Below are 22575 nucleotides of genomic sequence, written 5' to 3' on the forward strand. Positions count from 1 at the left end.
GATTCAGATGAGCCCGGTGGCGTCGAACACCCACGATGTGTCGGCGGTGGCCAGCTCCTCCATCCACGTCGGCGGTGCGGTGGCGGTCAGGCCCGACATGTCCCAGTAGTCCTTCCACAGCGTGATCTTGCCGTCCTCGACCCGGTGCACGGTGACGAAACGCAGGTGCGCCGTCTCGCCGGTCGCCCACTTCCAGGTCTCGGAGTGCTCGTAGAGGACATCGGCGCCGTTGCTCACCAGGACACCGTCGTGGTTCTCGTAGCCGGCCAGCGGTTCCAAGCCGACCTTGAGGCGTTTGACGATGTCCTCGGGTCCGCGCGCGGCGAGCGCGGGCCCGACCGGCATGTCGGCGTAGATGCAGTCGGCCGACAGGTGGGTCTTCACCGCGTCCCAATCCCTGGCGGACAGGGCTTTCCAGAGGCCGAGCACCACGTCGTCAGCGGACACCGGTCAGCTCCATGGCCGGCAGTGCGGGCACCTGGTGGGCGGCGCGTAGGAAGCGGCCGGTGCGTCGGGTGCCGACGAGTTCGGTGAACTCGCCGTCGCGGAACACCGTGCGCCCGCCGACGAGCACCGCGGTGACCGTGTCGTCGTTGCGGTTGACCATGCGGGACAGACCGCCGTACTCCTCGACGGGTGCTTCGGCGTAGGCGTCGAGCGAGGCGTCGAGGTGCTCGGGGTCGATGACGACCACGTCGGCGCGGTCACCGATGCGCAGATGCCCGGCATCGAGGCGATACCAGTCGGCGAGCTCGCCGGTCAGCCGGTGCACGGCGTGCTCGACGCTCATGAACTCCCGGCCGGCCTGCTCGGCGTCGCGAACATGACGCAGCAGACGTAGACCCATGTTGTAGAAGGCCATGTTGCGCAGGTGGGCTCCGGCGTCGGAGAAGCCCATCTGGATACCGGGTTCGCGGGCCATCCGCTTGAGCACCTCGGGCCGATGGTTGGAGATGGTGGTGCGCCAGCGCAGATCTCGGCCGTAGTCCAGCACCAGGTCGAGGAAGGCGTCGACGGGGTGCAGACCGCGTTCCACGCCGACCTGTCCGAATGACTTTCCGACGAGCGAATGGTCCGGGCAGCCGACGATTTCGGCGTCGAAGAAGTCGCGGTGCCACACCCGCACGCCCATCTTGGATTCGTAGTCCTTGCGGAAGCGACGGCGGTATCCCTCGTCGCGCATCAGCGCGTTGCGCTCGACCTCGTCGCGCAGGTGCAGGGCGGCTGCGCCGGCGCCGAACTCTTCGAACACCACCAGGTCGATGCCGTCGGCGTAGACCTCGAACGGGACCGGCAGATGTTGCCAGCGGAAGTTGCCGCCCAGTTTGTTGATCAGGCGGGCCGCCGGTCCCATCGCGCGGATGGCGTACGGGTTGGACTTGACGTCGGCCGCCGAGAGCAGGCTGGTCTTGAGCGGATTGCGGAACAGGCCGAGCGACTGGGCGAGCTGGGAGCCGAGGTTCAGCGGGTTGGCGATGTCGGGTCCGGACTGCAGGACGCGACCGGCCTGGCGCAACAGCGCCTTGAGTCGCCGCAGTTCGCGCGGTTTGGCGTAGGTCGAGGGCAGTGTGCGCGATCGGCAGGTGTCGCCGTCTATCTTGTCGAAGAGCAGCTGCTGGGAGGACAACCCGACGAATCCGGCTTCGAGGGCCTCACGCAGCATGTCCTCCATCCGGGCCTGTTCGGCGCGGGTGGGCCGCTCGTCGGTGCGGGTGGCCCGGTCCAGACCCATGACGGCGGTCCGCATATCGGAGTGGCCGATGAAGGCGCAGAGGTTCGGGCCGAGCGGAGTGCTTTCCAGCGCCGAGACGTATTCCTCGCAGGTGCTCCACGTTTTGTGCCGGTCGACCGCCGCGATCACGTGCTCGCGGGGGATGGCTTCGACGCGGCCGAACAGATCGCCGGCGTCGGTGCCGTCGACATACACGGTGGACAGTGAGCATGAGCCGAGCATCACGGTGGTGACCCCGTGGCGCAGCGATTCGCTGAGGGAAGGGCCGCAGAGCACCTCGACGTCGTAGTGGGTGTGAATGTCGAGCATGCCCGGCATGACCCACTTTCCCGTGGCGTCGATGACCTGCGGACAGTCCGTTTCGTCGAGATCGTCCGGGGTGATGGTGACGACGTGGCCGCCGCGGATGCCGATGGTGCGCACAGCCGACGGGGCGCCGGTGCCGTCGAACCAGCGGCCGTTACGGATGATGGTGTCGTAGGTCACGTCTGCCATAGAACAGTCCGCGGTGGGCGGGTGTCAACGAATTCGGTGAACAGATTTTCGGTTGTGTCTATTTCAGGGCTTGACCTGGTATTTCGGGCATACTCGGGGGAGTGACGTCGCTACAGCAATACATCGCCGAAGAGATCGCCACCGACCACGTCGACGGACTGCTGTCCAGGCGGGAGGCGATGCGGCGGCTGGGGCTGCTGGGTATGACCGCCGGCGCGTCCGCCGCGCTGATCGCGGCGTGCGGTGAGAACCGGCAAGCCGGTAGCGACCCCCAGGTGACCTCCAGCGGTGCGGCCACGGTCACCGTCGCGCCCCCCGGCGCCGAGAACGCGGTGGCCACCACGCCGATCACCTGGGCCGGGCCGCGCGGTGCGTTGCAGGGTGCGTGGGCGCCGGCCGCCCAGGCGCGCGGGGCCGTGCTGGTGATCCACGAGAACAAGGGGCTCAACGACCACATCCGCTCCGTCGCCGGACGCTTCGCCGGGGTCGGCTACTCGGCGCTGGCGATCGATCTCCTGTCGGCGCAAGGTGGCACCGGCGCGTTCGCCGACCCGGCCGAGGCGACGGCGGCGCTCAGCAGGATTGCGCCGCAGGACGCGGTCGCGGACCTGCGGTCCGGCATCGACGAACTGGCGCGCCGCGCACCCGGTCGCAAGCTCGCCGCCGTCGGCTTCTGTATGGGCGGCGGCATGGTGTGGCGCCTGCTCGCAGCGGGGGAACCGCGGTTGGCCGCGGCGGTGCCGTTCTACGGCCCGACCCCCGATGACCCTGACTTCGCCGGGTCGAAGGACGTCGCCGTCCTCGGCATCTACGCCGCCCAGGATCAGCGGGTCAACGCCACCGAACCGGTTGCCCGTGCGGCGCTCGAAAAGGCCGGCATGGTTTTCGACCTCGTCACCGAACCCGATGCCAACCACGCGTTCTTCAACGACACCGGTGACCGGTATAACCCGGTGGCCGCGGCAGACGCGTGGAAACGCGTGCAGGACTGGTTCGCTCGCTACCTCGCATAGTCATTCGCTACCTCGCCAGTCAGTCGCTACCTCGCCAGTCATTCGGGGTCGTCGTCTTCCACGGGCTCGAGGTAGCGCTGGGGGTGGAAGTAGTTGTTGACCCGGGTTTGGCCGGTGTCGAGTTTGGGTGGGGGGAGCCATTCGGTTCTGCCGTGGTGGTGTCGGGTGGTCCAGTCGGTGTCTTCGATGGTGAGGTTGTCGGGTTTGCAGGCGAGGGCCATCTGGTCGATGTTGGTGTGGCCGCCTTTGGCGTAGTCGGTGGTGTGGTGGACTTCGGTGTCGAAGGCGGATCGGGTGCAGCTGGGTCGGGTGCAGCCTTTGTCGCGGGTGAACAGGGCGAGGCGTTGGGCGGTGGTGGCGCAGCGTTTGGCCCGGCCGAGGTAGAGCACTTCTTCGTGGTGGTGGTCGAAGACGGCGAGGTAGTGCCGCGCCTGGCCGGCCATGCGAATCAAATCCCGGACGGGTAGTCGGGTGCCGCTGGCGGTGTCGGCCCACCCTGAGGCTTGTTCGAGTTGGTCGATGGTGGTGGTGGCGACGATGGTGGCGGGCAAGCCGTTGATCTGGCCGAGGGTTCCGGAGCCGATGAGGTCGCGCAGCCCGGTTTTCAGCGCGTCGTGGTGGCGTTGGCCTTGGCTGCGGGTGTCGGGTAGCCCGGCCGGGTCGTGGGGCAGGTTGTGGCCCGGCTTGCCGTGTTTGGCCAGGACGACGTCGAGCAGGGCGGCGGTTTCGGGGTCGAGCAGTCCGTGGACGGGGGTCATGCCGTCGCGCTGTTGTCGACCGGTGGTGAGGTGGCGCTTGCGTTGGTGGAGTTCGTCGTTGGGTTCATCGCCATCGGGATCGAGCAGCACCAGCAGATGCTCGGCGGCCTTGCGCAGACTCTCCGGGTCCATACCCACGGCGAGGCGAGCCAACAATTGCTCAGCCTCCACCATGGTCGCGGCGCCGACCCACGGGGGAAGCTTCTTGAGAGCCTTCTGGATCTCGGCGACGTGTTTGGCGCCGACGTCCCCCCGGGCCAGGGCAGCCGCCGTCTCCGACAGTCGCGGAGACAGTTGTTCGCCGGTGGGCGTCCAGCGCGGTCCCAGGTCGCGGGCGTCGCTGATGCGATGCCCGGCGTCGGCATCACTGATCCGCAGCCGGGTGGCGATCACCTTGGGAATGCTGCGTTCTCCGAACACCTTCGGGTCGGCGTCGTCGAGGAAGGCGGCTGTCACGTTGTGGCTCAACGCGAGGTCCTGGCGTTGGGCGTGGTCGACGTGTTCGAGCATCGCCAACTTCTCGTGGGTGGTCAGGGTGTAGAAGGGGAAAGCGGCCAGTTCGGCGCGGGCGGCGTCCCACCGCTCGAGCGCTGACTGCAGATCTTCCCTGTCCATGCTTCGAACACTAGTGCTAAGCACCGACAAGATCGGACGGTGAATCCTGCCTCCGGGCAACCTTTTTCGGGCGGCGAGTTCACCCGCCGTTCAGCCGTCCGAAGGTCGGTGGTAGCGGTTCACACATCCGTGGCCGGTGTCATCGTGGACATGCGGGTGGTGCAGGTGGCGAACTTCTACGGGCCACGTTCGGGAGGCCTGCGTACCGCCGTCGATCGGTTGGGAGCCGAATACTGCGCAGCCGGCCACGAGGTTTTTCTCGTCGTCCCCGGTCAGCACGCCGAGGAAAGCCGCCTGGACACCGGCGTCATCCGGATATCGTTGCCCGCCAGACTGATTCCGTTCACCGGCGGCTACCGCGCCGCGCTCCCCGGCCCGGTCACCGCCCTGCTGCAGCGGCTGGGACCCGACGCGATCGAGGTCAGCGACCGGTTGACGCTGCGGTCTCTCGGCGGATGGGGCCGGCGCCACCGCGTGGCCACCGTGATGATCTCGCACGAACGACTCGACCGCCTCGTCGGGCAGGTGCTCCCTGGGCCGATGGCCCGCGCGGTCGCCGACCTCGCGAACCGGCGCACGGCGTCGGACTACGACGCGGTGGTGTGCACCACCGCCTTCGCCCGCCAGGAGTTCGACCGGATCGACGCCACGAATGTCGTCACCGTGCCACTGGGCGTCGATCTCGACCAGTTCCACCCCGACCGGCGTTCGCCCGACGTCCGGCGCCGGTGGGCCGGTCCCGGGCAGACCCTGCTGGTGCACTGTGGCCGGCTGTCGGTCGAGAAGCACGCACACCGCAGCATCGACGCCGTCGCCGCGCTGCGCTCCTCGGGCACCGATGCCCGGCTGGTCGTCGTCGGGGACGGTCCGCTGCGCGCCCGCCTCGAGCGCCAGGCGGCCGGCCTGCCCGTCGCCTTCACTGGTTTCATCGGGTGCCGGGACACCGTCGCCGCCATCCTGGCGTCGGCGGACGTCGCCCTGGCGCCAGGCCCGCATGAGACGTTCGGCCTGGCCGCACTCGAAGCGTTGGCCTCGGGAACCCCGGCAGTGGTATCCCGCACGTCCGCGCTCGCCGAGATCCTCACGGCGGACAGCGGCGTCGCGGCGGACAACGACGCCGACGCGCTCGCCGCGGCCGTGAGCACGGTGATCGGCACGCCCGAGTCGCTGCGGCGCAGCAACGCCCGCCGCCGGGCGGAGGACTTCACCTGGCCTCGCGCCGCCCAGGGCATGCTGGCCGCCATGGGAGTGGGTGAGATGGGAGTGGGTGAGACGGGACTGAGGTAGTCGGGCCAACGCGTTGACTACGTTGTGCGCATGGGCGTAGCGGTCCCGGCGGACACCGAGCGGACGCGAACCGTGTGGTTCGCCCTGCTGCTCACCCTGACCAACGGCTTCCTCGACGCGCACACCTACTTCATTCGCGGCGGCGTCTTCGCCAATGTGCAGACCGGGAACGTCATCTTCTTCGCCATCGACGTCTCCGAGCGGAAGATCGGCGCCGCCCTCAACCACGTGTGGCCGCTGCTCGCCTTCATCGTGGGCGTCGCGCTGGCCGCGCACATCAAATCCGGCCGGGTCGAACGCTTCCTGCCGCAATCACTGCGCTGGACCATCACCGTCCAGGTCGCCGCGCTGGCCGCGATCGGATTCGTCCCGGCGGCGGTCCCGCATTCCTATGTGACCGTTCCCATCTCGTTTCTCGCCGCCGTTCAGATCGGGCTGTTCCGCAACATCGGCGATCTCAACTACATGCCGGTGGCCACGACCGGGAACATGATGCGGATGGTCGAGGCGGGATACGACGGTCTCGTCGAGAAGCACGGCCCGTCCCGGCGAGCCTTCGGCATCTACGCCATGCTCATCGCGACCTTCGCGGCCGGTGCGCTGATCGGTGCGGTCACCAGCCGGGCCTGGGGGGTACATGCGATTTGGTGTGCCGCAACGATTCTCTGGGCGACACTCGTGTTGTTCGTGATCGATGAGCACCATCGGCGCTGAGCTCACGCGCGCCACCCGGGCCGGCGGGCACTTCTCGTCGTTTAACCACGACCGGTGCCGGGCACCCGCTCCGGCAGGGGGAGCGTCGATGCCCGACCGCGCCCACAGAACCGAAGGAGCCGACGTGGCTACCAACACCGTCGTCTGGATCGTCGTCGCCGTCGTCGCGGTCCTGCTGATCGCCGCCGTCGTGGCGCTGGCCCTCAAACAGCGCACCCAGCGTCGCCGCGTCGAAGCCAGCCGTATCCGCGCGGAAGTGGACGAACAGCATCAGCGGGTCGAGAAGCGGGCCGTGGTGGCTGATCAGGCCGACGCCAAAGCCCGCGCCGCGGCCGCGGAGGCCGAGGCCAAGGCCGCCGAAGCGGAAGCCAAAAAGGCCGAGGCGGCTCGGCTGCGGGACGTCGCGACCGGTCACCGTGAGGCGGTCGACAGCACTCGCGCGGAACTGGACGAGCGGCGCGCCCACGCCGACAAGCTCGACCCGCGGGACCACACCGCCGCCGCCGACGACCAGCAGTCCCAGCCCGGCGCACCGGGCTATTCCGACCAGCCCGGCCAGCACTCCCAGCCCGGCGCACCGGGCTATTCCGGCCAGCCCGGCCAGCCCGGCCAGCCCGGCCACCCGGGCCAGCCGGGTGCACCGGTTCAGCAGCCGACCCCCGAACAGCGTCTCCGGTGACGGCGCAGAACGCCCCCGCCGTCCTCTTCGACATCGACGGCACACTGGTCGACTCCAACTATCTGCACGTCTACGCCTGGCATCGCGCCTTCGCCGACGAGGGTCTGATCGTCGAGTCCTGGCGTGTACACCGGTGCATCGGCATGGACGGGTCGCAGTTGCAGGAAGCACTGGTGCCCGACGCCGACGACGACACCCGCAGCCGACTCTCCGATGCCCATTCCCGCTACTACCTGGACAGCAAGGGGTTGCTGCGGCTGCTGCCGGGGGCCCGGGCGCTGCTCGAGGCCGTCGAGGAACTCGGTCTTCAGGCGGTGCTGGCCACCTCGGCCCCCGAAGACGAGCTGAAGGTGCTGCGCGAGGTGCTCGACAGCGAGGACGTCATCTCCACGCTGACCTCGGGAGGCGACGTCGAAACCGCCAAGCCCAAACCCGACATCGTCCAGATCGCCCTCGAGCGAGCCGGGGTCGACGCCGGCCGCGCGGTGTTCGTCGGTGACGCCGTCTGGGACATCGAAGCCTGCCAGCGTGCGGGCGTGATCTCGATCGGTCTGCTCAGCGGCGGGGTATCTCGTGGCGAGCTGACCGAGGCGGGTGCGGCGGAGGTCTTCGAGAACGCCGAAGACCTCCGCGCACACCTGCAGCACAGCCCGATCGGAAAGCTGCAGTAGCCGGCCGACAAGAATTCGGCAAGTATTCGTCGAGCCCGATCCACGACTCTTCTCTCCCATGAGGCGACACCCTCGCCCGTGACGGAGAGAAGGAGTCATCGTGAAGGTCATCCGGGCTTTTCGTACCGCCGTCGTCGCCGCCGCAGTGGGCGGTGCGGCCCTCGGACTGGCGGCCAACGCCGACGCGGAGTTCTTCGGCGATCCGGCCGGCGCGGCGGACTTCTGGGTGCTGCAGAGCGGCGACGACTGCGCGCTGATGGCCACCGCCGACGTGATCGGCGAACTCACCGGCCACCAACCGTCCGAGGCCGAGATCATCGACGCCGCGATGCACACCCCGAGTCGGATCCGAGACGGGCAGCCGATCTATCTGCCGCCCCCCGATCCGAACGACCCCGATTCGGGCCAGGGCACCAATATCTTCGACCTGCCCGTGCTGCTCGAGCACTACGGTGTGCACGCGACCGCGACCAACGAGGACGATGTGCCGGCCGGCCAGACCAACCTCGACGTTCTGGAGAAGGCGCTCGACGGGGGACATCGGATCATCGTGTCCGTGAACGCCGAGACCATCTGGAACCAGGACGGAGACCGGACCCACGGTGACCATGCGGTGGTCGTCACCGGTCTGGACACCGACGACGGCGTCGTCATGCTCAACGACAGCGGCACCGAGGACGGAGCCGACGAGGTGGTTCCGATGGACGTGTTCGAGTCGGCCTGGGCGGCCGGTTACCACGCGGTCGTGGTGACCACCGAGGCGGCGTGAGCGTCAGGGCAGCGGATAGCGCAGCACCGCAGCCACACCGTCGGTAGGAGCGATGCGCTCGTCGGTGCGGATCAGCGCGGCGCCGGTCCGGATCGCGAACAGCGGCAACGCCTCGTCGGCGCGCAGCGTCCGGGTCGCGGCCGACCCCAACTCGGACAGGACATTCTCGTTCGGTGCGACCGACGAGAGGTCGTCGTCTGCCATCACGGTGGCGTCACCGACGTCGCCGAGGATCAACGTCTCGACCGCCCCGGCCCGCAGCGCCGCGGTCACGCCGTGCAGCCCCTCGACGGCCAGCCCGGAGCCCTGCCCGGACGCCTGTGAGAACTGCTGGGCGGCATGGTCGATCGCCGCGATCCGGTGCTTGAGGAACTCCTGGTCGACGGCGTGGCGAAGGTCGGCGTCGTCGACCCCGCTGTTGCGGGCACCGAGGTCGAGTTCGACGACGCGCTCGGCGACCCGGTCTGCCAGCGTCGGCATCAGATCCGCGCGGGACTGCACCTCCCCGACGACGAAGATGACCTCCGGGGAGTCCTCGTCGACCAGCGCAGCGAGCTCCTCGGCGACGGCGCGCAGATTCTTGCGGCCGGCCTCCATGGTGCGTCGCTGCGGATCGCCGTATCCCGGAGTTTCCGCGCTGTCGGCTTTGTGGATCGGATAGCCGCCGCCGTCGACCTGCTCCGAGGCCACCGACCGGTCGCGGTGTACCTCGACATCGGCGCCGGCGTGATCGACCGAGACGATCACATAGGTGACGTGCTGGGCGCCGTGTTCGACCACCGGCATCAGGAACGGCAGCGGGGACACCCGGACCACCGGCGTCTCGATCGGCCGGATCAGGTGCTCGTTGAGCAGGATGCCGTCCGGACCGGCCACGATGCCCCGGCCACTGCGGCCCACCGCGGGGGCGGTACCGGTGATCGCCTGCTGCAGTGTCTCGATGACCTCACCCGTCGCGCCCTGCTGTTCGAGTTCGTCGCGAATGGCGCGCCACTTCAGGTCCCGCTGCGCCGCCGCGTCCTCGGTGTCGTGCGAATCGTCGAAGTACACCGAGGCGAACGGACCCTTCGACTCCGCGAGCGTACGGAAGCGTTCGGATTGCATGGAGATTCCCGTCGTCGACTGTTGAGTGGACCCTCGTTGGGTGCCCGCACACCGGCCGCACAAACGCCGCGAACCGCTACCGCGGCGGTGTCCAGGCCACCGGCAGCCGTTTGATTCCGTGGATGAACGCCGACTGCAGCCGGTCGGGTTCCGCGGCGGCGGTGAGGTCGGGGATCTGGCGGTGCAGCTCCTCGAATGCCACGGTGATCTCGCGGCGCGCGAGGTTGGCGCCCAGACAGAAGTGCGCGCCGCCACCACCGAAACCGACGTGCGGGTTGGGTTGCCGGCGCACGTCGAACGTCCACGGCCGGTCGAATTTCGTCTCGTCGCGATTCGCCGAGCCGTACCAGAGTGTGACCTTGTCCCCGGCGTGCAGCTGCACTCCGGACAGTTCGGTGTCACAGGTCAGGGTGCGGCGCATGTAGGCCACCGGCGACGCCCAGCGCACGATCTCCTCAACCGCCGTCGGCGCCACCTCGTCATAGGAGGAGAACCAATCGGCCCGCTGTTCCGGATACCGGCTCAACGCCAGGACGCCGTGGCTGATCGCGTTGCGGGTGGTCTCGTTGCCGGCCACCACCAGCAGGATGAAGAACGACGCCACCTCGCTGGACGTCAGGCGCTCGCCGTCCAGTTCGGCCTGCACCAGGCTGGTCGTCAGGTCATCGCCCGGGCGGGACCGGCGGTCTTCGGCCAGGGCGGTGGCGTAGGCGCCGATATCCATTGCCACGTGCAGGAATTCGTCGAAATCGGTGGCGATGTCGGGGTCGCCGAAGCCGAGGATGACGTTGGTCCAGCCGAAGATTCGCTGGTGGTCGTCCTCCGGAATGCCCATCATGTCGCAGATGATCTGCAGCGGCAGTGGTCCGGCGAGTTCGGTGACCAGGTCGGCGGTGCCGTCGGGATGGGCCGTGATCATGTCCGTCACCAGACGCCGTGCCCGCTCGCGCACCGAATCCTCGATCACGGCGAGCACTCGCGGGGTGAACGCGCTGCGCACGATGTTGCGCAGCCGGGTGTGCCGGGGATCGTCCATCGCGATCATCGAGCCGAAGTACTCGTTGAGCTCCGGGGTCTGGTCGCCGATCGTGATGCCGCCGGCCGAACTGAAGATCTCCGGATGGCGGCTGGCGTAGAACACGTCGTCGTGGCGGGTGAGCGCCCAGTGCCCCCGGCCGGCAGCGAACCCGTCCTGGACGAATTCCGGGTAGTGCGACACGGGGGCCTCGCGACGCAGGGTGGCGAATGCGCCGTCGCGGACGTCGTCGTCGAGCGCCCAGAAGTCCCATGACGCCAGATTGATATCGCCCAGCGGAATGTGCGGCGGAGCCGTCCCGTTCACCCGCGTCGCGATACCCATCTCGACGAGCCTAGCGTCAGGGCCGCCCTTCGTGACCCCGGCGGCCGTGGGTGCGGCGGTCTTCTTTCATCCGCGCCTCGAAGACGTGGCGGTGGCCCTCGGTCAGTTCGTCGCGCACCGTGCGCTCGTGGTCGCGCAGCACCGACCAGTAGTTGTCGTCGAAGTCCTCGACGATCTGAAAGGTCCAGCGGCCGTGCAGCACATTGCGTCCGACCATCTCCGTGTCCAACCGGTCGGCGACCGCACCGTGGCCGGCGTCGCGCAGGGCGTCGCAGGCCTCGCCGAGCAGCAGGTCGGCCCGGCCCATGAGCTGGTGGAAGCTGTAGAGGTGCCCGCGTGCGCGCTCCACCCACTCGAGCGCCTCCGACACCTTGCCCGCGGCTTCGACGGTGTCGTCGCTGATGTCGTCGGGAAGCTGACGGTCGTAGTCGGCAGGGCGGTCGTCGTTCTCGGTCACGGATCCACAGATACCCACGCCGGCGGCGGAAAAACTGACGTCCCAAGGTCGTCGGTGTCAGCCGAGCGCGTAGACGTTGTCCGGGGTGAGCTCCCGGGTGATCGCGGCGGCCAACAACGTCGAGGGCTCGGTCCCGTCGACGGCCTCGTCGGTGTTGATCTCGATGACGAGGGTCAGATTCCGGGCGGGCAGATGCACTGCGACGGTCTGGTAGCCGGGCAGGCTGCCGTTGTGTCCGATCCACCCGCCGGCGTTGAACAGGCCCAGCCCATAGCCGGTGCGCGCCGGCACGCCGGCCCGACTGACCACCTGCAGGCGCTGCTCCTGCAGCGGCGGGTCGAGCAGGGTGCCGGTGGCCAGTGCCGGTGCCCAGATGCGCAGGTCCTCCAGCGTGGAGGTCATCGCGCCCGCCGCCCAGCCCCACGACGGATTCCATTCGGTGGCAACGGCTTGCATGCCGTCGAGCGTCTGAACGGTGTAGCCCTGCGCATGCGGTTGCGGGAAGTCGTTGCCGGTCGGGAACGCGGTGCGGGTCATCCCCAGCGGCGCGGTGATCCGGTCGTGGATGAAGTCGCCCAACCGCTGGCCGGTGACTGTCTCGACCACCAGCCCCAGCAACACCGTATTGGTGTTGCTGTACTCGAAGCCCTGCCCGGGCGGGAAGGTCGGCGGCTGGGAGAACGCGTAGCCGAGCAGCTCTCGAGGAGTCCAGGGCCGCTGGGGGTCCGACAGCAGCGCGCGCACGAACTCGTCGTTGGCCGTGTAGTTCGGGAGGCCGCTCTGCATCCGCGCCAGTTCGCGCAGCGTGATCAGCGCACCCTGCGGAACCCCGGGTACGTACCGGTCGATCGGATCATCCAGCGACAGTCGGCCGTCGCGGGCCAGCTGCAGGATCGCGGTGACGGTGAAGGTCTTGGTGAGACTGCCGATGCGCTGGAAGAAGCCGGGTTGCATCGGGGCGCCGGTCGTCTCGTCGGCGACGCCCACCGCGCGTACGTAATCGCCCTGCGGACCGAACACTCCGACGACCGCCCCGGGGATGCGGGCGGTTCTCATCGTCTGATCGATCGCGGCGTCCAGACGCGCCGCCAGCTCGGGTGCCAGGCCCGGCGTCGCGGTGGCCACCGGGTCCACCGGACCCCAGACGGCGAGGACAACAGCGGCGGTCACGGTGAGGAGGCGTTGCCAGACCATGCGCTCACCGTGCCAGATCCGGAGTGGCATTGCGGCGAAGCGGGCGCCAAGGGCGTTGACTGTCGTCGACGGTCGACGGGAATGCCCGCGCGTACCGCCCGGTTACCCGAGCGGAACGTCGGCGATGGGAGTGCAGGTGAAGATCCGCTTCGGAGTAGGGCTGGCTGCCGAGACCAGGGCACACGACCTCGCGGGCATCGTCGACCACCTCGAGTCCCGCGGCGTCGACTCGCTGTGGTTCTCCGAACTGGTCTACTCCGAGGCGATCGATCCGTTCGTCGGGATGGCGTATGCGCTCGGACGCACCCAGCGGCTCAAGGTCGGAACCTCGGTGGCGATCCTGCCGGGACGGCATCCGGTGCTGGTGGCCAAGCAGTTGGCCTCGCTGGCGGCCGTGGCCCCCCGACGGGTGCTGCCCGCGTTCGGTCTGCATTCGGCGATCCCCGCCGAACGGGAGGTCTTCGTGGTCCCGGCCGGTGAGCGGGCCGCGGTGTTCGACGAATCGCTGCGGCTGTTGCGGGCGGTACTGGATCATCCCGAAGTCGACTTCGAGGGTGAGCACTTCACCGTGCACGGCGCCGCCGTCGCCCCGCGCCCGGACCGGCCACTGGACATCTGGCTGGGCGGCTCCGCCCCGTCGGCACTGCGGCGCATAGGGCGCTTCGGTGACGGCTGGCTGGGCAGCTTCCTCACCCCTGACGAGGCCCGGACCGGCCGCGAGCAGATCGAGCGGGCAGCCCGGGAGTGCGGCCGCGAGATCGAACCCGACCATTACGGCATCAGCCTGGCGGTCGCCGACGGTGAACTGTCCGAGCGGCTGATCGACGTGGTGCGGCGCCGGCGCCCGGACGTCGACCCCGGCGACCTGATCGCCACCGACTGGCCGGCGCTGCACCGCCAGCTCGACGCCTACGTCGCGGCGGGGCTCACGAAATTCGTCATCCGCCCGGCGGGTGCCACGCCCGGTGACGTCTTCATCGAGCGGTTCGTCGCCGAACTGCTGCCACGGCAGAACTGAGCGCGCCGGCCAAAAGGGCCGATGAATTCCCGGGCCGCGGCGGGTCGTCACAGCTGACGGACCCAGCGAAACCAGGGAGGTGCACGATGGTCATCGTCGCCGGACATCTCATCGTCGACGCGTCGGCTCGGGACGGATATCTGCGCGGCTGTCGTCACGTCGTCGAGCGGGCGCGCCGAGCACCCGGCTGCCTGGACTTCTCGGTGTCGCCCGACCTCATCGACCCGTGCCGCATCGCCGTCTTCGAGCGGTGGGCCTCACAGGCCGCGGTCGAGGCGTTCCGCGGTGACGGCGTCGACGCCGAACAGGGTGCTGCGATCGAAGCGGCCGAGGTGTCCGAGTACGACGTCGCCGCGGCGCGGCAGCTGACCCAGCCCCGTCAGGGCGTGCAGTAGTTGCGGGTGACGAACGTCAGGGCCTGCCGATAGAGCGGGTCCAGCGATCTGGCGGTGGACACCGCTCCGATCGCATCGGCCACGCTGGCCGGACATTCCGGGGAGTTCAGCACCGGCCAGTTGGAAGCCAGCTGTTCGACGATCGTCCGATTCAGCCCGTCGATGACCCCCCGCGACGCGGCCAGCTCCGGGGCGGCCACCGGGGCCGCAGCCGGGTCGAGCTTCCACTGGCCGAACCGCGTGTACTCGATGCCCTCGGTGGCCGCGATCTGATCGGCGAAAACCCGGCGCACCCGCTGGCCGTCGATACTGCGCGCGTTCGCATCCGCCTCGACCGCCGCCAACACCTGGTCGACCCGAACCGGATCCTCGATCGACCCCTTGGTCACCCACTTGTTGGCGGCGACCGGCTCGGCCACCGCCAGGCGTTCGGCCGCCGCATCCACCAGCGGCTGCAGCGGGCCGGGGTCGGCTGCGGCCGGCGCCGCACCGGTCAGTGCGGCACCGCCGGCGACGATTCCCATGGCCAGCGCCGCAACGGTTCGGCGCAGCCGGGCCCGCCGGATCAACGGTCGAAGTCCGGATCGTCGTCGTCGGCGAGCGGGACGGCGATGGACTGTTCGATGAGGTCGGCCTCGTCGGCGTCGAAGTGGCGCGACAGGGCGACACGGGCGGGATCGAGGCCGCCCTCCTCGTCGTCCACGTCGACGGGAATCAGCTGTTCAGCGACGTCGGCCTCGGTCGCCTCGTGACCGAATGCCGGATCGTTCGGGGTGCTCATCTCCGGTCTTCCTCCCTGGCTGTGACAGCCGGTCTGGACAGGTCCTCTCCACGATAATGACGTCGCGCCGGCGCGGCAGGGCCCGCCCGCTGGTGTCTGACCAGCATCCGCCTCGGGTAGTCTGCAGCCCAGCGACCGGGGCGGTTCTCGAGACGCGGGACGCCGGACAAGACACCGAAACGACACGTCAGAAGGTTTCAGCTGTGCCCAACACCACCAGCGACGACAAGGACATGACTCCTCACTTCGAGGACGTCCAGTCGCATTACGACCTGTCCGACGATTTCTTCCGACTGTTCCTCGATCCGACGCAGACTTACAGCTGCGCCTATTTCGAGCGCGACGACATGACGCTGGAAGAGGCGCAGCTCGCCAAGATCGACCTGTCGCTGGGCAAGCTCGGTCTGCAGCCCGGGATGACGCTGCTCGACGTCGGCTGCGGCTGGGGTGCGACGCTGCGCCGTGCGATCGAGCGCTACGACGTGAACGCGATCGGTCTGACCCTGAGCCGCAACCAACAGGCCCACGTGCAGAAGACGTTCGACGCGTTGGACACGCCCCGCTCACGCGAGGCGCGACTGCAGGGCTGGGAGCAGTTCCACCAGCCGGTCGACCGCATCGTTTCGATCGGTGCCTTCGAACACTTCGGCTTCGACCGCTACGACGACTTCTTCAAAATGGCCTACGAGGCGCTGCCCGCCGACGGCGTGATGCTGCTGCACACGATCGTGCAGGCCAGTAAGGAAGAGGTCGAGGAGCGCGGGCTGCCAATCACCATGAAGCACCTGAAGTTCTTCAAATTCATCATGGACGAGATCTTCCCCGGGGGCCGGCTGCCCTCGGTCGACCTGGTCAAGGACCGGGCCACCGCGGCCGGCTTCGAGGTGACTCGGGTTCAGCCGCTGCGCCTGCACTACGCCCGCACGCTGGACACCTGGGCGGCCGCTCTGGAGTCCCGCAAGGACGAGGCCATCGCCATCCAGTCCGAAGAGGTCTACGAACGGTACATGAAGTACCTCACCGGCTGCGCCGACCTGTTCCGTGACGGGTACATCGACGTCTGCCAGTTCACCTGCCAGAAGGGCTGACCGGCAGCTACCGGGCCGGCGGCCCCGGCTCGGTGCCCGCCGCGTCGCGCCGCCGCGCCGCCATCCCGGCCAGCGCCTCGAACACCACCCGATGCGCCGCATTGACCGTCAACTCGGCATGGTCGTAGGCGGGTGCGACCTCCACTACGTCGACCCCGGCAACGTCGTGTTCGTAGCAGAGCTGACGGACCATGCGCAGCAGGTCCGCGCTGGTGATGCCGCCCGGCTCCGGGGTGCCGGTACCGGGCGCGTGCGCGGGGTCGAGGACGTCGATGTCGACCGAGACGTAGAGCTTGTCCGCCTTGGCCAGCGCCTCGGCGACCGCGTCGCGCATCACCTCTTTGAAACCGCGTTCCCAGATCTCCTGCATGGTGTGCCAGGTCATGCCCTGTTCGAGCATCCACTCGAAGGTGTCCTGGGGTGGCCAGTAGCCGCGCAAACCCACCTGTACGAAGTGGGTGCCGGGCACCGCTCCGGATTCGATCAGCCGGCGCATCGGGGTGCCGTGGCTGGCGAGGTTTCCGTCGATGATGTCGGCGGTGTCGGCGTGCGCGTCGAAATGGACGATGCCCACGTTGCCATACCCGTGCACATCGGCGACCGCCGTCGCGGCCGGCCAGGTGATCGAGTGGTCGCCACCGAGGATCACCGGCACGATGCCGCGGGATGCGACGGCGTGGATCCGTTCGCGAATGTTGTGGTGGGACGCCTCGGTCTGTCCGTGCGGACACCACGCGTCGCCGAAGTCCACCACCTCGAGCCAGTCGAAGATCTCCAGGCCCAGATCCATGTGGTAGGTGCCCGGTTCGTAGGCGGTGGCGCGGATGGCCCGCGGCCCGAACCGGGCGCCGGGCCGGTTGGTGGTGGCGACGTCGAACGGGGCGCCGACGATCGCCACATCGGGCCGCCAGGAGTCCAGCTGCGCCGGTTCGGTCAGAAACGGCCGTTGTCCGAAGGACGCCAAGCCGGCATAGGGCAGATCGAGCTGCTCGGCCATCCCGGGTGGGAGTTCGCGCTGCGGCTCGTCATGCTGGTGGCCCATGCGCCTGACCGTACCGCTCGGCGCGCTCGGGCGCGTGCCGATCAGCCGGCCCGCGACAGCGCCATCCGCAACGTCTCGGGCAGGGCGCGTTTCGACCAGTCGGTGGTCGACACGACGACATACACCGTCCGCCCCGTGACGGCCGGTGTGCCCCCGCGCAGCACCGTGAAGCCGAGGGTCAAGCTGGTGGTGCCGATCCGTTCGCAGCGCACCTCGATGCGTACGTCGTCACGCCAGCGGACACCCGCGGCATAGTCGATCTCGGTATGGACCACCTGGAAGTCCACCCCGTCGGCGATCAGCGCGGGGTAGGACACCCCCAGATCCTCCAGGAACGCGGTGCAGGCCTCGTCGAACCAGGTCAGGTAGTGCCCGTTGAAGACGACGCCCTGCTGGTCGACCTCGGCGTAGCGCACGAGGATCGGCATCGAGAACGGCATCGCGTCACCGTAACCGCGGCGAGCAGCGTCAGGGCACCAGACCCGATGCCAATGCGCGACGAGGTTTGCCCGACGGCGTCTTCGGGATTGTGCCGGGTGCCACGACCGACACCTTCCGCGGTCGCATGTCGACCTCTGACACGACGGCGTGAGCGACCTCGTGTTCGATCCGCCGCACCTCGCCATGGACGTTCCACTCGCCGGCCTCCACCACGACGGCGAACGTCTCGCGAGGGTGTCCCGCATCGAGTCGCACGGCTACCACACATCCCGGCCGAACACCGTGCACTCGGGCTGCCGCCCGTTCGACGTCGGCCGGGTAGATATTGCGCCCGGCCATGATGATCACCTCTTTCACCCTGCCGCACACCACGATTCGGCCGTCTTCGGTGAGGTAACCGAGATCACCGGTGTCATACCAGCCGCTCTCGTCTGCCGCGGGCCGGAACCCGGCCATGGTGGTGTACCCCGGGGTCAGGGAGGACCCCTGCACCTGGATGACGCCGATGGCCCTCGGTGCCAGCACGTCGGCGTCGTCGTTGACCACGCGGGCCCTCATGTCGTCCAGCGGTACACCCAGACAGGTCAGCCGTCGGGTGCGCCCGGACGTCGACGGTACCGCCCGGTCGAGCGACGACAGCAGATCGGCGTCCACCTCGTCGACGGCCAAGCCGGCGCCCAACCGGGAGAACGAGACCGCCACGGTCGTCTCGGCCATCCCGTAGGCCGGCAGGACCGCTCGTGGGTTGAGGCCGAACGGTTCTCCCGCCTCGCACAGGTCCTCGACCGCGGCCGGATCCACCTGCTCGGCTCCCGACAGGGCGAAACGCAGTGTGGAGAGGTCGAATTCGCCGGGAACGGCCTGCCTGCGCAGCCGCTTGGCCAACAGTGCCCAGGCGAAGTTCGGCGCTGCGGTCATCGTGCCGCGGTATTTGTCGATGAGCCGCGGCCACAGCAGGATGTCGCCGAGGAAGTCCATCGGCGTGACCTTGACCAACTCGGCGCCGAAGTACATCGGCACGGTCAGGAAGCCGGTCATCCCCATGTCGTGAAACAGCGGCAGCCAGCTGACGATGACGTCGGTGTCGAGGCGGTAGTCGGCGGCACGGAACATCGCCTCCGCGTTGGCCACGATGTTGGCATGGGTGATGTGCACGGCCTTGGGGGAGCCGGTCGACCCCGACGTCAACTGCATCAGCGCGACGTCGTCGTCATCGGTGTCGACGGCGGCCACCGGATCGGCGGCGAGCAGTTCGTCGACCGTCACCACCGGAATGCCGAGCGAACGCAGCACCGGTTCGGCGGCCATGAACGGGTCGGACAGGATCACCGCCTTCGCCCCGATCAGCGAGACAACCCCGGCGGTCTCGGCGGCCCACAACTGCAGGTCGCTGCGCGGGGTCGGCTGGTGCAGCATCGTCAGGCAGGCGCCCCGCATCCAGACGCCCTGGGCGGTCGGTGCGATCTCGGCCGGCGCCCCGGCCAGGACCGCGACCACGTCGCCGCGGCCGACGCCGACGTCGCGCAACCCGCCCGCCAAGCAGGACGCACGGTGGTGCACCTCGCTCCACGTCCGGCGCTCCGGCAGATGCGGCTCCCCGGTGGTCATGCCGTTCGCGCTGGACACGGCGTTGGCGAACATCCGCTCGGTGAAGGTGCTCACGCCAGGACGGCCGGACCGTCATTGCGGCAGGTCGAATCAGAGATTGTGGGCGTCATGGCAGACGCTCCCGTCGCTAGTGGTGCTATCGCAGACGGCAACCGTAGTGCGGGCACGCGAGGAACCTACGACCCGGCGAGCATAACCCCGGACGGTGCGGACTCCGCCCACCCAGCACACTGGACCGGTGGAACTGATCTCGATCGACGACATCCGCGCGGCGGCCGAACGCATTCGCGGCGACGTGTTCCGCACCCCGCTGATCCCCGCGCCGTGGGCCGGCCCGGCGTGGCTCAAGGCCGAGAGCCTGCAAGCCATCGGGGCGTTCAAGGTCCGCGGGGCGTTCAACGCGATCGGCCGCCTCGACCCGGCGGTGCGTTCGCGCGGCGTCGTCGCCTACTCCAGCGGTAACCACGCCCAGGCGGTCGCTTACGCGGCCGCCCGCTACGGCGTGGGCGCCCACATCGTCATGCCCCAGGAAACACCGGAGGTCAAGGTGGCCGCCACCCGCAGGCACGGTGCCGAGGTGGTGCTGTGCGCGGCCGGGCAGCGCGAGATCGTGGCTGCAGAGCTGGTCGAGCGCACCGGCGGTGTGCTGGTGCCGCCCTTCGATCACGTCGACGTCATCGCCGGACAGGGCACCCTGGGCCTCGAGATCGCCGAAGATCTCCCGAGCGTCGAGAACGTCTTCGTCCCGGTCAGTGGTGGCGGGCTCGCCTCCGGCGTCGGCACGGCGATCAGGGCACTGTGCCCCGAGGCGAGGATCTTCGGGGTCGAGCCGGAACTGGCCGGCGACACCGCCGAAGCGTTGCGGGCGGGCCACCGCGTCAACTGGCCGATCGAGGACCGCAACCGCACGATCGCCGACGGATTGCGCTCGCAACCGTCGGATCTGACGTTCGCCCACCTGCAACGGGTGCTCGACGACGCCGTCACCGTCGGCGAGGACGAGATCCGCGCCGCGGTCCGTGACATCGCGGTGCACGCCCACCTGATCAGCGAACCGAGCGGCGCGGTCGCGCTGGCCGGGTACCGGCGGGTGGCTCCGCCCGGGCGCACCGCGGTGGTGCTGTCCGGAGGCAACATCGAACCCGTCCTGCTGCAGGAGATCCTGGCCGGCTAGTTGCTAATGCACGCCCTCCATCTGACGGCTGATCCACGGGGCGATCGCGAACACCACGATGCCGGCGACCACCGCCACCGCGCCGAGGATGCCGAAGTACGCGGCTTCATGGGACGCGTCGTAGTAGCCGGCCAGCACACCTGACATCGCCGTGCCCAGGCCCACCGAGAAGAAGTACAGCGCCATCATCTGCGCCCGGAACGCCTCCGGCGCGAGCTTGGTGGTGACCGACAGCCCGATCGGTGAGAGCAGCAGCTCCGAGACGGCGAACAGAGCCAGGATCGCCATGACCAGCAGCGCCGGCACCGCGGTCACATTGGCCAGCGGTACGAAGCACAGGAACGCCAGGCCCATGCCGATGACGCCGTAGGAAAATTTTCGCGGGGTGGTCGGCGCCCGGTTACCCAGCCGCGTCCACAGGATCGCGAACAGCGGCGAGAGCGCGATGATCCACACCGGCTCGATCGAACCGATCCAGCTCGACGGCGCGATCCAGCCGAAGATCGACCAGTTCATCCGCTCGTCGGAGTAGACGGCGAGCACCGTGAAGATCTGCTGGAACAGCGACCAGAAGACCGCATTGGCCACGAACAGCGGGATGAACGCCCGCACCCGCACGCGTTCGGTCGCCGCCACCACCGGGCTGCGCAACATGATCACGAAGTAGGCGATCGACGCGACGATGATGACACCGGTGGTGACCTGGGAGAGATTGGCCAGCGTGACGAGGCTGAACGCGACGGCCAGACCCACGACGATCAGGACGGCCGCGAACACGCCGGCGGCCTTGCCGATCGCTGTGCGGGGCAGCGGATTCGGTACGTCGCGGCCATGTTCGCCGAGATTTCGCCGGAAGACGACGTACTGGATCAGACCCAACGCCATCCCGATGGCCGCCGCGCCGAACCCGTAGTGAAATCCGACCCTGGTCTGGAGCAGTCCGGTGATCAGCGGTCCGGTGAAGGCGCCCAGGTTGATGCCGAGGTAGAACAGCGTGAAGCCGCCGTCCGCGCGGGGGTCTCCCTTCGAGTACAGCGTGCCGAGCAACGAGGACGCATTGGCCTTGAGCGCGCCCGAACCGAGCGCGACGAGGATCAGGCCGGCGCCCACTCCGGTCAGTCCGGGCAACACGGCGAGGGCGATATGGCCGAGCATGACCACGACCCCGCCGTAGAAGACGGTGCGTTCCATCCCGAGCAGGCGGTCGGCGATCCAGCCGCCGAGAACGGTCGACAGGTACACCAGCCCGCCGTAGGCGCCGACGATCCCGGTCGCGGTCGACTGCGGCAGCCCGAGACCACCGTCGGTGACGGAGTAGTACAGGTAATAACCCAGGATGGTCAGCATCCCGTAGAACGAGAAGCGTTCCCACAACTCGACGCCGAAGAGATTGGTCAAGCCGATCGGATGGCCGAACAGGGTCCGGCCGGCGGGGGAGTCCACCGTCTGGCGAGCATCTGGCATAGAGGTCACCCTGCCACGGTTACCCTCGCGGAGGTGATCAGATCGCCCATCGCCCGATTTCGGTGGTGGGTCAGCGTGCTGCTGCGGGTCGGTGTCGTCGCGGCCGTGGTGGCGGCGATCGTGGTGGTCGAGATGTCGTCGCGCTCCGGTGTGCTGTGGCGGTTGGTGACGTTCACCTACCAGGCCAATGTCTTCGCGGCGGCCTTCTACGCCGCGACCCTGGTCTCGCGACGTGCCGATGCGGATGCGGCGCTGCGCGGGGCCGTGGTGGTCTACGTGGTGGTGGCCGGCCTGGTGTGGAACCTCTTCCTCACCGGCCACAGCATGGGTTACACGCCGGCGAACTTCCTGCTGCACGTGGTGGTGCCGGTTCTCGCGGTGGGCGAGTGGATGCTGGCGCTCGGCAGCCGGGCGACGCTGCGCTGGTGGCACCCCTGGCTGTGGCTGGCCTATCCGGCGGCATACGTCGCGGTCGCGCTCGTGGTGCTCAACCGTGCCGGCCGTCGCGCGCCCTACTACTTCCTCGACCCGGACAGCGTCGGATCGTGGACCGTCGCGCTCAACATCGGCCTGCTCGCGGCGATCTTCGTAGGGCTGGGATACGCCCTGATGGCGATCGGGCGGACACCGGCGACCGCGGTGAGCGGCGCGCCGTGAGGCGGCCGGATGAAACGTTCGGATGGGTCCGCGACGATGAACAGGTATGGAATTGCGTG

Annotated in this window: 24 protein-coding genes; 11 read left to right on the forward strand and 13 right to left on the reverse strand. The window is 68.8% G+C overall.

Annotated features, from left to right (window positions below; genetic code table 11):
• Nucleotides 1-3 precede the first annotated feature (3 nt).
• Nucleotides 4-447, reverse strand: a complete 444-nt coding sequence (locus ACN27E_RS04210; RefSeq protein WP_422746797.1) for a nuclear transport factor 2 family protein — start codon at nucleotides 445-447, stop codon at nucleotides 4-6.
• On the reverse strand, nucleotides 437-2227 hold the full coding sequence (locus tag ACN27E_RS04215) for an N-acyl-D-amino-acid deacylase family protein (RefSeq protein WP_422746799.1): 1791 nt from the start codon (nucleotides 2225-2227) through the stop codon (nucleotides 437-439). Before ACN27E_RS04215 ends, ACN27E_RS04210 begins: the two co-directional genes overlap by 11 nt.
• 101 nt (nucleotides 2228-2328) lie before the next feature.
• Between ACN27E_RS04215 and ACN27E_RS04220 the strand changes: the two genes are divergently transcribed.
• Nucleotides 2329-3240: a dienelactone hydrolase family protein gene (locus tag ACN27E_RS04220; RefSeq protein ID WP_422746801.1), complete on the forward strand. Its 912-nt coding sequence runs from the start codon at nucleotides 2329-2331 to the stop codon at nucleotides 3238-3240.
• A 38-nt stretch (nucleotides 3241-3278) separates the two neighbouring features.
• Here ACN27E_RS04220 and ACN27E_RS04225 read toward each other — a convergent pair whose 3' ends face one another.
• Entirely contained in the window at nucleotides 3279-4613 is a 1335-nt protein-coding gene (locus ACN27E_RS04225; protein WP_422746803.1) for an HNH endonuclease signature motif containing protein, read from the reverse strand.
• 150 nt (nucleotides 4614-4763) lie between these two features.
• Between ACN27E_RS04225 and ACN27E_RS04230 the strand changes: the two genes are divergently transcribed.
• From ACN27E_RS04230 to ACN27E_RS04250, 5 genes are all read left to right on the forward strand, one after another.
• Nucleotides 4764-5900, forward strand: a complete 1137-nt coding sequence (locus tag ACN27E_RS04230) for a glycosyltransferase (RefSeq protein ID WP_422749604.1) — start codon at nucleotides 4764-4766, stop codon at nucleotides 5898-5900.
• Nucleotides 5901-5930: 30 nt separating this feature from the next.
• The gene (locus ACN27E_RS04235) at nucleotides 5931-6614 is read left to right on the forward strand and encodes a YoaK family protein (protein WP_422746805.1); all 684 of its coding nucleotides are present in this window, start codon (nucleotides 5931-5933) and stop codon (nucleotides 6612-6614) included.
• Between the two features lie 124 nt (nucleotides 6615-6738).
• Complete coding sequence (locus tag ACN27E_RS04240) at nucleotides 6739-7293, forward strand: hypothetical protein (protein WP_422746806.1); 555 nt, start codon at nucleotides 6739-6741, stop codon at nucleotides 7291-7293.
• A complete protein-coding gene (locus ACN27E_RS04245; RefSeq protein WP_422746807.1) occupies nucleotides 7290-7964 on the forward strand; it encodes an HAD family hydrolase in 675 nt (224 codons plus the stop codon). Before ACN27E_RS04240 ends, ACN27E_RS04245 begins: the two co-directional genes overlap by 4 nt.
• A 100-nt stretch (nucleotides 7965-8064) precedes the next feature.
• Entirely contained in the window at nucleotides 8065-8733 is a 669-nt protein-coding gene (locus tag ACN27E_RS04250) for a C39 family peptidase (protein ID WP_422746809.1), read from the forward strand.
• A gap of 3 nt (nucleotides 8734-8736) precedes the next feature.
• On the opposite strand, the gene ACN27E_RS04255 is transcribed toward ACN27E_RS04250, so the two are convergent.
• From ACN27E_RS04255 to ACN27E_RS04270, 4 genes are all read right to left on the reverse strand, one after another.
• Complete coding sequence (locus ACN27E_RS04255; protein WP_422746811.1) at nucleotides 8737-9837, reverse strand: hypothetical protein; 1101 nt, start codon at nucleotides 9835-9837, stop codon at nucleotides 8737-8739.
• A gap of 76 nt (nucleotides 9838-9913) precedes the next feature.
• Nucleotides 9914-11197 carry a cytochrome P450 gene (locus ACN27E_RS04260; RefSeq protein WP_422746813.1) on the reverse strand — a complete coding sequence of 428 codons (1284 nt, stop codon included), beginning with the start codon at nucleotides 11195-11197 and terminating at the stop codon, nucleotides 9914-9916.
• A gap of 16 nt (nucleotides 11198-11213) precedes the next feature.
• Nucleotides 11214-11654 (reverse strand): hypothetical protein, encoded by a 441-nt coding sequence (locus ACN27E_RS04265; protein WP_422746814.1) that lies wholly within the window; start codon nucleotides 11652-11654, stop codon nucleotides 11214-11216.
• Between the two features lie 57 nt (nucleotides 11655-11711).
• The gene (locus ACN27E_RS04270; protein WP_422746815.1) at nucleotides 11712-12848 is read right to left on the reverse strand and encodes a serine hydrolase domain-containing protein; all 1137 of its coding nucleotides are present in this window, start codon (nucleotides 12846-12848) and stop codon (nucleotides 11712-11714) included.
• Nucleotides 12849-12984: 136 nt separating this feature from the next.
• Between ACN27E_RS04270 and ACN27E_RS04275 the strand changes: the two genes are divergently transcribed.
• Nucleotides 12985-13866 (forward strand): TIGR03854 family LLM class F420-dependent oxidoreductase, encoded by an 882-nt coding sequence (locus ACN27E_RS04275; RefSeq protein ID WP_422749606.1) that lies wholly within the window; start codon nucleotides 12985-12987, stop codon nucleotides 13864-13866.
• An 86-nt stretch (nucleotides 13867-13952) separates the two neighbouring features.
• Nucleotides 13953-14261 carry a putative quinol monooxygenase gene (locus ACN27E_RS04280; protein ID WP_422746817.1) on the forward strand — a complete coding sequence of 103 codons (309 nt, stop codon included), beginning with the start codon at nucleotides 13953-13955 and terminating at the stop codon, nucleotides 14259-14261.
• On the opposite strand, the gene ACN27E_RS04285 is transcribed toward ACN27E_RS04280, so the two are convergent.
• Nucleotides 14246-14785, reverse strand: coding sequence for a chorismate mutase (locus ACN27E_RS04285; protein ID WP_422749608.1), 540 nt, complete (start codon nucleotides 14783-14785; stop codon nucleotides 14246-14248). The two genes, ACN27E_RS04280 and ACN27E_RS04285, sit on opposite strands and share 16 nt — an antisense overlap.
• 41 nt (nucleotides 14786-14826) lie before the next feature.
• Nucleotides 14827-15042, reverse strand: a complete 216-nt coding sequence (locus tag ACN27E_RS04290; RefSeq protein ID WP_422746818.1) for a hypothetical protein — start codon at nucleotides 15040-15042, stop codon at nucleotides 14827-14829.
• Nucleotides 15043-15275: 233 nt separating this feature from the next.
• On the opposite strand from ACN27E_RS04290, the gene ACN27E_RS04295 reads away from it, so the two are divergent.
• Nucleotides 15276-16130, forward strand: a complete 855-nt coding sequence (locus tag ACN27E_RS04295) for a cyclopropane mycolic acid synthase family methyltransferase (protein ID WP_422749610.1) — start codon at nucleotides 15276-15278, stop codon at nucleotides 16128-16130.
• Nucleotides 16131-16137: 7 nt separating this feature from the next.
• Here the strand turns inward: ACN27E_RS04295 and speB are convergent, their stop codons facing one another.
• Genes speB through ACN27E_RS04310 form a run of 3 tightly spaced genes read right to left on the reverse strand, consistent with a single transcriptional unit; the run spans nucleotide 16138 to nucleotide 19275 of the window.
• On the reverse strand, nucleotides 16138-17172 hold the full coding sequence (gene speB, locus ACN27E_RS04300; RefSeq protein WP_422746820.1) for an agmatinase: 1035 nt from the start codon (nucleotides 17170-17172) through the stop codon (nucleotides 16138-16140).
• A 41-nt stretch (nucleotides 17173-17213) separates the two neighbouring features.
• Nucleotides 17214-17612 carry an acyl-CoA thioesterase gene (locus ACN27E_RS04305; protein ID WP_422746822.1) on the reverse strand — a complete coding sequence of 133 codons (399 nt, stop codon included), beginning with the start codon at nucleotides 17610-17612 and terminating at the stop codon, nucleotides 17214-17216.
• A 28-nt stretch (nucleotides 17613-17640) separates the two neighbouring features.
• Nucleotides 17641-19275: a fatty acyl-AMP ligase gene (locus ACN27E_RS04310; RefSeq protein ID WP_422746823.1), complete on the reverse strand. Its 1635-nt coding sequence runs from the start codon at nucleotides 19273-19275 to the stop codon at nucleotides 17641-17643.
• A gap of 184 nt (nucleotides 19276-19459) precedes the next feature.
• Between ACN27E_RS04310 and ACN27E_RS04315 the strand changes: the two genes are divergently transcribed.
• Nucleotides 19460-20395: a threonine ammonia-lyase gene (locus tag ACN27E_RS04315; RefSeq protein WP_422746825.1), complete on the forward strand. Its 936-nt coding sequence runs from the start codon at nucleotides 19460-19462 to the stop codon at nucleotides 20393-20395.
• Nucleotides 20396-20398: 3 nt separating this feature from the next.
• Here the strand turns inward: ACN27E_RS04315 and ACN27E_RS04320 are convergent, their stop codons facing one another.
• Nucleotides 20399-21859: a peptide MFS transporter gene (locus tag ACN27E_RS04320; RefSeq protein ID WP_422746827.1), complete on the reverse strand. Its 1461-nt coding sequence runs from the start codon at nucleotides 21857-21859 to the stop codon at nucleotides 20399-20401.
• 36 nt (nucleotides 21860-21895) lie between these two features.
• On the opposite strand from ACN27E_RS04320, the gene ACN27E_RS04325 reads away from it, so the two are divergent.
• Nucleotides 21896-22516 (forward strand): Pr6Pr family membrane protein, encoded by a 621-nt coding sequence (locus tag ACN27E_RS04325; protein ID WP_422749611.1) that lies wholly within the window; start codon nucleotides 21896-21898, stop codon nucleotides 22514-22516.
• Nucleotides 22517-22575: the final 59 nt, after the last annotated feature.

The organism is Mycobacterium sp. WMMD1722 (assembly GCF_049315205.1).
Lineage (GTDB): Bacteria > Actinomycetota > Actinomycetes > Mycobacteriales > Mycobacteriaceae > Mycobacterium.

Excerpts from the sequence above, each read along its gene's own strand:
- ACN27E_RS04215 (WP_422746799.1), bottom strand. The coding sequence starts at position 2,227 with ATGGCAGACGTGACCTACGACACCATCATCCGTAACGGCCGCTGGTTC.
- ACN27E_RS04295 (WP_422749610.1), top strand. The coding sequence starts at position 15,276 with ATGACTCCTCACTTCGAGGACGTCCAGTCGCATTACGACCTGTCCGAC.
- ACN27E_RS04280 (WP_422746817.1), top strand. The coding sequence starts at position 13,953 with ATGGTCATCGTCGCCGGACATCTCATCGTCGACGCGTCGGCTCGGGAC.
- ACN27E_RS04305 (WP_422746822.1), bottom strand. The coding sequence starts at position 17,612 with ATGCCGTTCTCGATGCCGATCCTCGTGCGCTACGCCGAGGTCGACCAG.
- ACN27E_RS04255 (WP_422746811.1), bottom strand. The coding sequence starts at position 9,837 with ATGCAATCCGAACGCTTCCGTACGCTCGCGGAGTCGAAGGGTCCGTTC.
- ACN27E_RS04285 (WP_422749608.1), bottom strand. The coding sequence starts at position 14,785 with ATGGGAATCGTCGCCGGCGGTGCCGCACTGACCGGTGCGGCGCCGGCC.
- ACN27E_RS04290 (WP_422746818.1), bottom strand. The coding sequence starts at position 15,042 with ATGAGCACCCCGAACGATCCGGCATTCGGTCACGAGGCGACCGAGGCC.
- ACN27E_RS04320 (WP_422746827.1), bottom strand. The coding sequence starts at position 21,859 with ATGCCAGATGCTCGCCAGACGGTGGACTCCCCCGCCGGCCGGACCCTG.
- ACN27E_RS04260 (WP_422746813.1), bottom strand. The coding sequence starts at position 11,197 with ATGGGTATCGCGACGCGGGTGAACGGGACGGCTCCGCCGCACATTCCG.
- ACN27E_RS04235 (WP_422746805.1), top strand. The coding sequence starts at position 5,931 with ATGGGCGTAGCGGTCCCGGCGGACACCGAGCGGACGCGAACCGTGTGG.
- ACN27E_RS04230 (WP_422749604.1), top strand. The coding sequence starts at position 4,764 with ATGCGGGTGGTGCAGGTGGCGAACTTCTACGGGCCACGTTCGGGAGGC.
- ACN27E_RS04225 (WP_422746803.1), bottom strand. The coding sequence starts at position 4,613 with ATGGACAGGGAAGATCTGCAGTCAGCGCTCGAGCGGTGGGACGCCGCC.
- ACN27E_RS04270 (WP_422746815.1), bottom strand. The coding sequence starts at position 12,848 with ATGGTCTGGCAACGCCTCCTCACCGTGACCGCCGCTGTTGTCCTCGCC.
- speB (WP_422746820.1), bottom strand. The coding sequence starts at position 17,172 with ATGGGCCACCAGCATGACGAGCCGCAGCGCGAACTCCCACCCGGGATG.